The sequence below is a fragment of the Rhodobacteraceae bacterium D3-12 genome (assembly GCA_025916135.1).
In the GTDB taxonomy this organism is placed as follows: Bacteria; Pseudomonadota; Alphaproteobacteria; order Rhodobacterales; family Rhodobacteraceae; genus JAKGBX01.
In genome coordinates this window covers 3,947,121-3,959,083 of sequence record CP104793.1, presented here as the reverse complement: position 1 = coordinate 3,959,083, position 11,963 = coordinate 3,947,121, and the positions used below count along the sequence as shown (strand labels likewise).

The following is an 11,963-nucleotide window of genomic DNA, read 5'->3' as shown; positions in this document are numbered from 1 at the left end:
GGGCAGTTAAAGTGCCTGGCGTCAGGCCACAGGCACCGGCGGTGTTCGCTAAATTTAGTTGCGCATTTCTGAGCGGATTTGTTGGCGGAAAAGGTCGATTGGAACGGTTTTCCCGTCGCGTTTGATCCCCCAGTAGGTCCAGCCGTTGCAGGAGGGCGCGCCTTCACAGTGAGCACCGACCTGATGGATCGAGCCCTTGATATCGTCACCGATAAGCGTGCCGTCTGCGCGGACCTTGGCCTTGTGGCGACCATTGAGGGAATAAAGCTCTTCTCCCGGCCGCAACATGCCGCGCTCGACAAGTTGACCAAAGGGAACACGAGGTTCGGCGCGTTTGGATGTCGTCACTTCCAAAGCTTCGCGGTCAAATTTGCGGATTCTCGACAGACGCTTCAGGGCGACTTTCCGGTACGCTTCCTCGCGTTCGATCCCGATAAAATCACGCCCAAGCATTTTGGCCACAGCGCCGGTGGTGCCGGTGCCAAAGAAAGGGTCGAGGATGACATCGCCCGGGTTCGTCGTGCCAACAAGAACGCGGTGTAGCAAAGCTTCCGGTTTTTGTGTCGGGTGCGCCTTGTCTCCGTTTTCATCTTTGAGACGTTCACCACCGTTGCAGATAGGGATAACCCAATCCGAGCGCATCTGGATGCCCTCGTTCAAGGATTTGAGCGCTTCGTAGTTGAAAGTGTATTTGGCACCTTCTGACTTGCTGGCCCAGATCAGTGTTTCATGGGCGTTGGTGAAACGCTTGCCCCGAAAATTCGGCATCGGATTAGACTTGCGCCAAACCACATCGTTCAGAATCCAGAACCCTTGGTTTTGCAGTTCCGAACCCATGCGGAAAACGTTGTGATACGACCCAATGACCCATAGCGCGCCATTTGGTTTCAGCAATCTACGGGCAGCTTTGAGCCATTCATGGGTAAACTTGTCATAAACCTTGAAGCTGTCGAATTGGTCCCAATGGTCATCAACCGCATCAACCTTGGAATTGTCGGGGCGGTGCAAATCGCCCTTGAGTTGTAAGTTATAGGGCGGGTCGGCAAAAATCAGATCGATGGAATTTGCGGGCAACGCATTCATCGCTTCGATGCAATCGCCTTCCAGAATCGTGTTTAGGGGGAGCGCAGCAGCGCTCGTGGGGGTTTTGGTCTTGGTCATTTTCTGCCTCTGTCCCGGCGCTGTTTTGTGCGCTCAGTTGTTGAGACAAAGATGAGTCATTGCCGATTCGCGGTCAAATTCTTTTTGAATCAGCCACTTAGATTTTTCTGTTGATACAAGATATTGTGGACCGGTTTGAAAGACCGTCTATGATGTGGGGTCGGACCAAGATTTCGAAGCGCGTCCATGTGGCTTTTTGATCCATATCCGGCGTTGGTCTCCCAACCGTAACCGGGGAACTGTTGCGCCAAAGCCCACATGCCTCGATCTCGCCATGTTTTGGCCACAATTGAGGCCGCTGAAATCGACACAGAACGTGCGTCACCTTTAACAATTGCTTCGGCGGATTGCGAGAAACCGGAGGGGATCATATTCCCATCAATGAGCAGATGATCTGGCGCAGTTTCAAGACCCGCCACAGCTCGCTCCATTGCAAGGTGTGAGGCCCGCAGAATATTGATCTCGTCAATTTCCTCAACGCTTGCCTCGCCGATGGACACGGCGGCAGAACTGAGAATTTCGTCATAGAGAACTTCGCGTCGTTTCGCGCTTAATTTCTTTGAGTCATTTAGCCCATCGGGAATTCGATTGGGATCGAGAATCACAGCCGCCGCCGTTACAGGACCGGCAAGGGGGCCGCGCCCTACTTCATCGACGCCGGCAACGCAGGCGAAGCCACGCGCCAGTGCGGATTGTTCAAAGGTAAAATCAGGCATGTTCATGCGGCAGGGATACATAAACACTCGCACAAAAGAAAGCACCCCCTTTGCTACCAAAGAGGGTGCCTCTGCTCGGGGCGGTTTACCTGTGACGGACTGAGCGACATAGTCCGACAAGTGCCGCCTCCTCAACCTTTAGCGACGGTTAAGTCCGTTGACGTAGGCCTGATGGCGGAACTGCTGAACGCAGGTGGGGTTATAGCCAATGATGTTGCCGTTACGTGTACGCACGACTTGGCGGCAATTGTTCGGCAGCTTGTTTGCCGAGCTATAGTGACGGTTCAGGCAATTGGCACCATAGAGACGAACCGGCCCGCGACGGGTTTGCACATTATTCAAGCAGCGGTTGGGAAGCGCGCCCATGTGAACGCGGGGCGGCAACGGGCGAGGCCGAACATTGGTACGTGGGCTCTGGTGGCGCGGCGCTTGTGCAATCGGTTTTTTGTGGTTGCGGCCTTGGTGCCCGTGTTTTGGGGCGTGGCGGTTGTTCTTGTGCCCTTGGTGGTGCCCGCGCGGGCGGAGGTTTTGCGTGCTAACATGTGCGCGGTTCTTGCGGCTATTGCTGTCGGCAATCGCGGCGCCGATGATCGCGAGAGCCGCCGCCCCGGCGATGATATTACGGGTGCGCTTGTTGCCTGCTTCTACTTGCGATGCAGTGACGCCGCTAACGGCGATAGATGCGGCAACGACGAGGGTTATGAACTTGCGTGACATATGTATTGTCCTTTTCCGGGTCCAATTTCATTTGTGTGGCAGCTGCGAGAATTCCGCGTTTGTGCTGTGGCACCAAGATCGGGCCAAGCGCGCCAGACAGGCAATAACACCGCCCTGTTATCGAATATCATCGCGGTTAAGGGCCTATGGATATTGAATAACGTTCAAATGTCGCTCATCGTGGTTGGTATGAAACGCATATGCCTTTTAATTGTCGCCTGCCTTGGAATCGGGTTTGCTGCCAGCGCTGCTGATGCGGCCTGTTTTGCCGACTACAAGGCCAAGCGCGACAACCCGCTGAAGCTGCACTACGGAGTTATGCAGCTTCGCGGACAATGTTCTAAGCAAGCCGCGCGTGGCGAAGTAAGCCAGCGACTGAATGCGAATGGATGGATATTGCTCAACGTGCTTTCGGTGTTTGAAGAAGGCGGGCTGAATCAGAGGAAAAACAGTGCGGGAAACTACTTCCTCCGCTACTGAGCTGCGGCCGGGGCGGATTGTTCAAATCGGAATCGTTGCCATTGTCGCTTTGCTTTTGGCGGCGGCGTTGGTTCTGTTTTTTACACTGCCCGATGCCAACAGCTTTAACGCCAAGGTCGAGCAGATTTTCGTCGAAAATGACGATCTGACGAGTGCTGCGGAAATCAAGCTTTTGGAAATATTGGCGCAATCGGGGACCACCTTTGCCGAGACGTTTCAGAGCTATCGAATGGTGATTTTCGTCCTGTTGATCTTTGCCACCGCGATGTTGGTCGCGGCGTTGGTGTTCCTTGTCATGCTGCTGGTTATCAACCGCCGAATGGCACAGATTGAACGCGCGGGCATTCAAGTGAGTTCGCTCCTTATCAGCCGGGAAGAAAACACTGTTTATCTTAACAGCCTCGGGTTCAAGCTGACCGGGGCGGCCATGGAAACCCTAAGCGTTCTGGCAGAAGCGCGGATGGATGATGACATTTTGTCAGGGGCCGAAATTGAGGCCGTAATCTCGGGCCGCACGGCAGCCGATTGTGATGAAGCCGCCGGGGCAACGCGGGTCAAGCGCTTGCGCGATACTTTGGGAAACCAGTTGGTCAGCGAGCTTTTGGTTAAGAATGTCGCGCGCCGTGGTTACATATTGTCCATCGACAAAGATGTGATCGAGGTTCTGTAACAAGGCCATGATACACAAAGAAAAAGCCCCGGCGTGATGACAGGGGCTTTTCATGTTTCAAGGTAATTAGGCGTTAGGCAGAATTACAATTTCGACCCTGCGGTTTTGCTGGCGCCCCTCTGGGGTCAAGTTGGATGAGACGGGTTGGTTCTCACCCCGGCCCATCGGCTGAACGCGCGAAGATGCGACGCCTTCGTTGATCAAGAGTGTCGAGACAGCATTGGCCCGACGGAAGCTGAGGTCCTGATTATAGGCGGCGTCGCCGACGTTGTCGGTGTGGCCGAGAACCTGAACCGTGCTGTTGGGATAACTGTTGAGATTTCCCGCAACTGCGCGGATATCGCGCACCAGATCGGGGCGCAGCGACGCGCTGTCTGTGGCGAAAAGAATGTCTTGTGGCAGGGTCACGATCAAACGGTCACCTGTGTTGGTGACCTGCACATCGTTACCGACCGAATTGCGCAGATCTGCTGCTTGACGGTCAAGGATGGAGCCGGCGACAACGCCGCCTGCCGCGCCGACCACGGCACCTAGGGCTGCCCCTTTGGCCCTGTTTCCGCTGCCAGCTGTGATGGCACCCAAAGCTGCGCCCAGACCCGCTCCAAGAAGGGCGCCCTGCTTGGTGTTTTTGTCTGGATCATTCGGATCGCCGATCATGCCGGGATCAGTACAAGCCGTAGTAAGGGCCAAAGAACCGGCGGCCAGCGCCAGTGTGAATTTCGTGGTGATTGCCATTTTGCTACCCGTTAGCCTCTTTCAAGATGCCGCTTTGTTGCGGTTATACGCCGCAATATAGGCCAGAGCCGGCATGGCCCCAAGCAAAGAAATGGGGGAAATAGGCGGCAAATCGCGCAAAACCGCGCGATATCAGGCTTCGGCGCGTGCGCTTTCCCAAGCCAGAAGCGCGCGTTTGACGGGCAAACCCCAGTGATATCCGCCAAGCGCACCGGATTTTCGCAAGGCCCGGTGGCAGGGAATAAGCCAGCTTACGGGGTTGCGCCCAACGGCGGTGCCTACTGCGCGAACGGCCTTTGGATGGCCAATAGCGCCTGCGATCTCGGAATAGGTGGTGACGTGGCCGCTCGGGATTTCGAGCAGAGCCTCCCACACCTTGATCTGAAAGGGAGCGCCGATCATGTGAAGCGCGGTTTCCCCCTTTTGCGCGAAGGCGGCATCCACGAGCGGCTTGAGCAAAGTGGGATCTTCGGTAAAGCGGGCATTGGGCCAGCGCGAGAGCATGTCTTCCATCGCGGCCTCGGTCCCCGTTTCCGAGGCGAAGGCGAGGCCGCAAATGCCCTTGGACGTTCCCATGACGAGGGCGAGATCGAAGGGGCTATCAAACCAGCCCCAAAAGATTTCCAAATCGTTACCCTTGCGGGCGAACTCTCCGGGGCTCATCGCCTCCCATCGCACGAAAAGGTCGTGCAAACGGCCAGACCCGGATAGGCCCAGCGAATGCGACACCTGAAGTGTCGTCATGTTTTCGGCCAGCATCTTCTTGGCCTGCCCCAGTTGCAGATACTGTTGATAGCGTTTGGGACTAACGCCAACCCAAGCTGAAAATACACGCTGAAAATGGGCGGGGCTCATTCCCATCGAGGCAGACAAGTCTTCCAGTGAAAGCGGTGCTTCGGCGGCATCGATCAGGTCGAGTGCCCGACGCATCACTTGGAAATGGTAACTTTGTTGCGGCTCGGCGTTCATTTCTCGTGTTCCTTATGTTTCTAAGCCAAGAATATGAACGGCTTCTTAATCTTGCGACCCGAATTTTGCGCAATGCGTGCCATGGCGCGACAAGGGTCCAACAGGCGGTTGCCAGCTTGGGAGAGGTGCGGCATAGGGAGTATATGGCAAAACAGCTTGATTATCATACGATCCGCGAGATTTTTACCCGTTTTGAGGCGGCGGAAGCCGAGCCCAAAGGCGAGCTTGACCATGTGAATGTGTATACGCTTGTTGTTGCGGTGGCGCTGAGCGCTCAGGCGACGGATGCGGGGGTGAACAAGGCCACCCGCGAGTTGTTCAAGATTGCTGACACGCCTGCAAAAATGCTGGCGCTCGGCGAAGCGGGTGTGACCGAGCATATCAAGACCATTGGCCTGTATCGGAACAAGGCCAAAAACGTGATCAAGATGGCGCGTATTCTGGTCGAAGAATATGGCGGTGAAGTGCCCAATTCACGCGCCGCGCTTGAGAGCCTTCCCGGTGTCGGGCGCAAGACCGCGAATGTTGTGTTAAACATGTGGTGGGGCCACCCGGCACAGGCCGTGGACACGCATATTTTCCGGGTTGGAAACCGTAGCGGTATCTGCCCCGGCAAGGATGTTGTGGCGGTGGAGCGCGCCATTGAGGACAATATTCCAGTTGATTTTCAACGCCATGCCCATCATTGGCTTATCCTGCACGGGCGCTACACTTGCGTGGCCCGTAAACCCAAATGCGCGGCGTGTTTGATCCGCGATCTCTGTCAATTCGAGGACAAAAACCTATGAATAAATACCAGGTTGTAGGCATTGGTAATGCCGTTGTGGACGTGATTACCCAAGCGGACGACGGATTTCTTGACCTTATGGGGATTGAAAAAGGCGTCATGCAACTGGTCGAAAAAGAGCGCGGTGAAATGCTCTATGCGGGGATGGAAAACAGAACGCAGGCGGCGGGGGGATCGGTGGCGAATTCGGTTGCCGGGGTTGGCTCTCTGGGCTTGTCGACGGCGTTTATCGGGCGGGTTCATGATGATGAGTTGGGCCGGTTTTACGCCGCGGAGATGGCCGAGGACGGCACGAATTTCGTCAATGATCCCGTTGCTTTAGGTGAGCTTCCGACATCGCGTTCGATGATTTTTGTCAGCCCCGATGGGGAGCGGTCGATGAATACTTATCTGGGGATTTCGGCGGAATTGGGTCGCTGAGGACGTTGATGACGCTGTGGCGGGGCAGGCGGAAATATTGTTCCTTGAGGGATATTTATTTGACAAGGACAAGGGCAAGGAAGCGTTTTTGAAGGCCGCGCGGGCGTGTCGGGCGGGCGGGGGACGGGCGGGGATTGCCCTTTCGGACCCGTTCTGCGTGGACCGTCACCGGGAAGATTTTCGCAAGCTTGTCAAAGAGTTGGACTATGTCATCGGCAATAGTCACGAATGGGAATCGCTCTATCAGACCGACCTGAGCACGGCGCTGGAACAGGCGGCGGCGGACGCGGGGATGGTGGTGTGCACCCGCTCGGGCGAGGACGTGGTTTTGATCCGTGGAGACGAACAAGTCGTTGTAAACGTGGATGAAATCACACCTGTTGACGCGACGGGCGCGGGCGATCAGTTTGCCGCCGGGTTCTTGTATGGCTATGCGACGGGGCAAACTCTTGAAATTTCAGGGAAAATGGGCTGTATCGCGGCGGCGGAAGTGATCGGGCATTACGGCGCGCGGCCGGAAAAAGATGTGCTCGTGCTGTTCAAAGACGCCGGACTCTTGTGATGTGTTAACGCCCGACTCACCCCCGAAAAGGGGGTGACTCCCGGCTGACATTCGGCTGACTCCCGGCTGCCCCCCGCCCGCGGGTGGTTAATTTGCGTTAAGATTAACGGGGTGTTCGGTGGAATAGGGGGTTGGTGGGAAACGGGCCAGAGCGGATTTCAAAGACCAATCATTTGCCGCAGTGCGCCTTCCTTAAAGAGGCCCTTGCCCATCGTTTGCCATGCTTATTTTCTGCAGTCGGTGGTCAACTGATATGATCACTGGACTGTGGCACAGATTCAGTAATACTTCAGCAAAATACTTTACGCATAAAGCGACAGAACGGTATGGCAGCAACAATTTTCACCCCAATCCAACCTGCATTGCGGCCTCTTGGGCAAACAGCAGAAGCCAGTATTTTGGAACGTGTGTTTCTATATGGGTCTTGGGAAGAATTATGTTTGATGCAGGACTTCATCTACTTTGCGGAACCAATGCCCTACGCGGAAAGGGATGATTTTTCGCCGGGTATAGAAAACCTGATACGTCAACACATCCGAGACTTTCAGTCAGATAGGGAAGACGGTGCAAGAAATGGGCATCGTGATGGGATAGATTTGGCCAACCGAACGTCGCGGCTCTATACTTGGCATGATGCCGAAAGCGTCACGCAAAAAATTTCCAACGACATGAGCGATTTGGGGATATCAAGCCAAATAATGGATTATCGCAGCCTGCGTGTTCTTGGAGCAGGCATTCAAAATGTGCTACCACTTATTGGTTGGGTGAATTTTCTAAAATTCTATTGCAAACAGCGCAATATAAAAATCACGACTTTCACTTTTTTTCATAAAACTCCATCCGAACATTGTGGTTGGTTTCGTGAAGAAATGAAAGACGTTGTCAACAGAACCAATGAAAAATCGTTCATTCCTGCAGGAGCTGCTTGTGATCGAACTCGCGCGAAGTTACCTGGTAAGGTTATATATCGGGGCGTTCTTAAAAACAGTGACCAGTCTTCCGAAAGCCAGAATGTGATAGACGGTATTCGGCAGACAACGCCCAACGTCACCGACGGCTATGAAACCACCTACCATTTCTTTGGTGCATCAGAGATATTTGGAACGCATCTTTCTGATGCCGAGACAATTCCGGCCAATTTCGCAACTTTGGCTGTTGGCGCCAATGCGAGAGTTTTGAACTATGGAATGGGTGGGGTTAATTTTATTGACGTTATTGTGCGCGCGCTAAGTGCAAACGTAGCTTCAGGCGACACCATTTTCCTTGCGCTTCCCTTTTGCGCGGCGGACTTCTCTGACGAAAAAATTGTGTTGGATGAATATGATTTCTTTGACCAATCCCACGTGAAGCCCTCTGGCGCAAAAAAATCGCGTCGTCGCTCTACGATAGTGAAGCCTCGCTAGATCTGCCATTGATGGACCAGCGCAGCTACGATCAAGCAATGACCTTTTTTGAGATATACAAAAACGTCTTACACCGTGTTGAGGCGACTGAATATCACTCGCAACCAATCCAAACCTATTGCGATTACCTGAAAGAGTTGCACGATGCGCATAATTTTGATGCGAGCGATGTGATCGGCAGCGTGGCTGTGAATTGTAACCCAATAACAAACGGCCATCTCGCTTTGATCGAATATGCTCGCAGCAATGTAGATTTCTTATATGTCATCGTCATCGAAGAGGACAAAAGTGCTGTTAAGTTCAAAGACCGGTTTGAGATGGTAAGACTTGCTTGTGCCGATTTTGACAATGTTCATGTTGTTAGAGGCGGTCAATTTGTTTGCACAGAATATATCGCACCAGAATACTTCGTAAAGGATGAATCAAATGAAATGCCGATCAATTTCGGATTGGAATCCTTTTACTTCGGTAACTATATTGGTCCTTCTTTGAAAATAAAGAAAATATTCTTGGGAGAGGAGCCGATCTGCCAAGTTACAGCCGCTTACAATGCTCATATGCAGGCTGCGATGCCACAGTATGAAATCGATCTGACAATAATCCCGCGAAAAACAGATGAAGAGGGCGAGGCGATCAGTGCATCCAAAGTGCGCTCCCTTATTAGGTCAAAAAATTGGGAGAGAGTTTACCAACTGGTGCCCGCGCGAGTGCACAAATATATACGTGAGAACGTAGTTCTGTAAGCGCCATGGGCCCATAATTATCTTCTGATAAAGCATATCCCCTGAAAATCGGTCAATGTATAATAGCTATCCACAATGAATTACATGTTCGACACCTCTCTTACGTTCGGTGTTGCCGGTCGCTGCGGCTTTAAGTCTCGCTGCTACCGAATGTCTGCTTCTTGATTGCCTACATTCTACCTTCGCGTACGCAACTAAGGTGCGATGACCGCCGGCGGTCGGGTGTTGCTTTATGTGGGGTGGTTTGTTCGGGGGGGTGTTGCGATTGGGGGGTGCCTCTGCGCGCCTCCTTCGGAGACGCTTTCGGGGCTAAGCGCTTTTGCTTTGCAAAAGCGCTTGGGTGAGAGGCTGGACAACGACCCAAGCGGGGCTCGTTACGGTTGCTTCCTTCCGGATCTGGCCGGGTTGGCGAGGCGCTCGCCCGCGCCAACCTCTCGAGGGGTGATATAGGGGGCGCGGCGCGGATTCTGCAAGCTTGGGATTGTCAGAGGGTGATGCGGAGGCGGGCGAAGCCTTGGGGGGTGTCTCCGAGGTCGCTGAGCCGGGGGAGGGCGGGGTCGGAGAGGTGGGCGCGCGCGTTTGGTGAGGTCTCGAACAGAGCGGTGGTGCCGGACAGGGGGGCGAAGCTCCAGGTCGGTTGAGGCGTATGGCTGAGGGGGCTGTGGTTCTGGATATGCTGGCGCAGGATGTCGCGGTTGGGTTGGCGGGTGTCGAAGGCGATCACAGGGCGGGCCTCAGGCAGGAACATGTCGAGGCCGATGCCGTGGGCGCGGTAGGTGTTGGTGGCGAGCAGGAAGGTTTGGTCATCCTTCACCGGCGCATCGTTCCCGAGCAGTTGGGTGATCCGGCGGGAGGTCGGGTTGATCCGGGTGTTGCGGGCGTCAAAGCGGGGCGGTTGGGAGGGGTCGATCTGGTAGCGCAGCCCGTGGATGACCTCGAATTTGTAGCCGGGGAAGTGGTCATCGAGCAGGGGGGTGTCGTGGGCCGTGCCGGGGGTCAGGGTGGAGAACAGGCTGGCGCTATGTTCGAGCCAGTCGCGCAGGCCGGCGCCGGTGATACGCAGGGCGACGAGCGTGTTGGGGTAGTAATACAGGTCGGCGAGGCTGCGCCGGGTGAGGGGGCCGGGCGGGATATGGGTGTAGTGGTCCGGGCCGGAGCGGCGCCCGGTTTTGAGGGGGGCGGCGGAGGACAGGATGGCCAGGTCAGCGAGGTCGGTTCCGGCGACGGCGGCGGCAAGCGCGTTGGTTTGGGCGGTGGCGACGAGGTCGAGTCCGCTGTCATGGCCCAGCAGGGAAAAGAAGCTGTGGAGCGGGGTGGTGGTTTCGCCGATGGGGGTGCGAATATAGTCAAGCACCGCAGTGTGATCCGGCTCGGTTATGGCGAGAAGGGCGGGGTCTTCGGGGGTGGTTGCGGTGATCTTGCCTTGGCAGTCACGCCGGGTCAGGGGCAGCACGTTGGGCGTGGCCGAGGTGATGGTCCAATTGTGGTTGGCCGTGCCGGTGAGGGTCAGGTCCAGCTGACCGAGGTGATTGCCCCAAAAGCCGGGCATGACGACCGGGGTGCCATGGATCGTTCCGCGCGTGGCGTCGATGGCGGGGTGAGATGGGGCATCGGCAGAGGGGAACACCGTGTGGGTGTGACCGCCAAACACGAAGTCAACATCGTCGATCGCGGCAATGTCGATGAGCGCGTTTTCTGCATTCTGGGCGGGGGCATCGGGGTCGATCCCGGTATGTGCCAGCGCAACGATGAGATTGGCCCCGGCGGCGCGCAGTTTGGCCGCTTGGGTGCGGATGGATGTGACCATATCGGCGGTGCGGAAATCATCGGCGAGGTGATGGTCCCAGTCGAGCGTTTGCGGCGGCAAGGCGCCGGTCACTCCGATCCAGAAGCGCACCGGCGTGCCGGTATCGTCGTAGAACCGGCGTTTTAGCAGGAGGTGCGGGATAAAGCCCGGTCTGGTCGCCGGGCCGGCGATGTCGAAATTGGCCGAGGTGACGGGAAAGCGGGCGTGTTCAAGCGCATCAAAGAGGAAATCGGCGCCATGGTTGAAGTCATGGTTGCCCAGCGTCACCGCGTCATAATTGAGCGTGTTCATGGCGGTGACCATCGGGTGCAGCGCATCGGGGGCGGCATCGTTTTCAGCGGCGAAATCGCAAATCGGGCTGCCTTGGAGGAAATCACCGGTATCAAACAGAAGCGTGTTTCTGGCCCCGGCGCGCGCCTCGCGGATGAGGGTTGCGGTGCGGGTGAGGCCGATCACCTCGCTCGGGCTGTCAGAGAGATAATCATGGCCGCGCAAAGCGCCGTGGAGGTCGCTGGTTTGTAGTATCCTGAGCGTAAGTTGCGGTTGCGCTTTTTCCACCAGAGTCACTCGTTAAACAAACTATCAATGTTGCGTTATACAAAACGCCTTGGGGCAGGATAAAAGCCGAGCCTGCCATGGGGTGACGGTAGCGGAAGCGCAGAGGCAGAACAATATAAGCGAGCAAAAATCCACAGGTATCAATTTTAAGTTGCGCAGCGATGCTAAATAATAGGCAACCGAGTTGCGGTGGATTGTGAGGCTTCGCTAAAAATGCGACACGGAGGGCGAGGGA

General features: G+C 55.4%; 11 protein-coding genes, 1 other RNA gene and 1 pseudogene. 6 read left to right on the top strand and 7 right to left on the bottom strand.

The window, feature by feature from the left end:
• Positions 1 to 54 precede the first annotated feature (54 nt).
• From N4R57_19545 to N4R57_19535, 3 genes are all read right to left on the bottom strand, one after another.
• A complete protein-coding gene (locus tag N4R57_19545) occupies positions 55 to 1,161 on the bottom strand; it encodes a site-specific DNA-methyltransferase (protein UYV37126.1) in 1,107 nt (368 codons plus the stop codon).
• An 89-nt stretch (positions 1,162 to 1,250) separates the two neighbouring features.
• The gene (locus N4R57_19540) at positions 1,251 to 1,883 is read right to left on the bottom strand and encodes a ribonuclease HII (protein UYV39625.1); all 633 of its coding nucleotides are present in this window, start codon (positions 1,881 to 1,883) and stop codon (positions 1,251 to 1,253) included.
• A gap of 132 nt (positions 1,884 to 2,015) precedes the next feature.
• Positions 2,016 to 2,594 (bottom strand): hypothetical protein, encoded by a 579-nt coding sequence (locus N4R57_19535; protein UYV37125.1) that lies wholly within the window; start codon positions 2,592 to 2,594, stop codon positions 2,016 to 2,018.
• A gap of 189 nt (positions 2,595 to 2,783) precedes the next feature.
• Here N4R57_19535 and N4R57_19530 point away from each other — a divergent pair, with 189 nt between their 5' ends.
• Together N4R57_19530 and N4R57_19525 are read left to right on the top strand one after the other, a co-directional pair.
• The gene (locus N4R57_19530) at positions 2,784 to 3,074 is read left to right on the top strand and encodes a hypothetical protein (protein UYV39624.1); all 291 of its coding nucleotides are present in this window, start codon (positions 2,784 to 2,786) and stop codon (positions 3,072 to 3,074) included.
• Positions 3,046 to 3,744 (top strand): hypothetical protein, encoded by a 699-nt coding sequence (locus N4R57_19525; protein UYV37124.1) that lies wholly within the window; start codon positions 3,046 to 3,048, stop codon positions 3,742 to 3,744. Before N4R57_19530 ends, N4R57_19525 begins: the two co-directional genes overlap by 29 nt.
• A gap of 66 nt (positions 3,745 to 3,810) precedes the next feature.
• Here the strand turns inward: N4R57_19525 and N4R57_19520 are convergent, their stop codons facing one another.
• Both N4R57_19520 and N4R57_19515 read right to left on the bottom strand, forming a co-directional pair.
• On the bottom strand, positions 3,811 to 4,479 hold the full coding sequence (locus N4R57_19520; GenBank protein UYV37123.1) for an OmpA family protein: 669 nt from the start codon (positions 4,477 to 4,479) through the stop codon (positions 3,811 to 3,813).
• 132 nt (positions 4,480 to 4,611) lie between these two features.
• On the bottom strand, positions 4,612 to 5,448 hold the full coding sequence (locus N4R57_19515) for a bifunctional helix-turn-helix domain-containing protein/methylated-DNA--[protein]-cysteine S-methyltransferase (protein UYV37122.1): 837 nt from the start codon (positions 5,446 to 5,448) through the stop codon (positions 4,612 to 4,614).
• A gap of 143 nt (positions 5,449 to 5,591) precedes the next feature.
• Here N4R57_19515 and nth point away from each other — a divergent pair, with 143 nt between their 5' ends.
• From nth to N4R57_19495, 4 genes and pseudogenes are all read left to right on the top strand, one after another.
• Complete coding sequence (nth, locus tag N4R57_19510; protein ID UYV37121.1) at positions 5,592 to 6,236, top strand: endonuclease III; 645 nt, start codon at positions 5,592 to 5,594, stop codon at positions 6,234 to 6,236.
• A pseudogene (locus N4R57_19505) lies at positions 6,233 to 7,217 on the top strand (adenosine kinase). Before nth ends, N4R57_19505 begins: the two are co-directional and overlap by 4 nt.
• A 326-nt stretch (positions 7,218 to 7,543) precedes the next feature.
• The gene (locus N4R57_19500) at positions 7,544 to 8,620 is read left to right on the top strand and encodes a hypothetical protein (GenBank protein UYV37120.1); all 1,077 of its coding nucleotides are present in this window, start codon (positions 7,544 to 7,546) and stop codon (positions 8,618 to 8,620) included.
• Positions 8,621 to 8,631: 11 nt separating this feature from the next.
• Entirely contained in the window at positions 8,632 to 9,363 is a 732-nt protein-coding gene (locus N4R57_19495; GenBank protein ID UYV37119.1) for a hypothetical protein, read from the top strand.
• A 338-nt stretch (positions 9,364 to 9,701) separates the two neighbouring features.
• Here N4R57_19495 and ffs read toward each other — a convergent pair.
• Together ffs and N4R57_19485 are read right to left on the bottom strand one after the other, a co-directional pair.
• Positions 9,702 to 9,800: signal recognition particle sRNA small type (gene ffs / locus N4R57_19490), an RNA gene on the bottom strand.
• A gap of 47 nt (positions 9,801 to 9,847) precedes the next feature.
• Positions 9,848 to 11,728, bottom strand: coding sequence for a bifunctional 2',3'-cyclic-nucleotide 2'-phosphodiesterase/3'-nucleotidase (locus N4R57_19485; protein ID UYV37118.1), 1,881 nt, complete (start codon positions 11,726 to 11,728; stop codon positions 9,848 to 9,850).
• Positions 11,729 to 11,963: the final 235 nt, after the last annotated feature.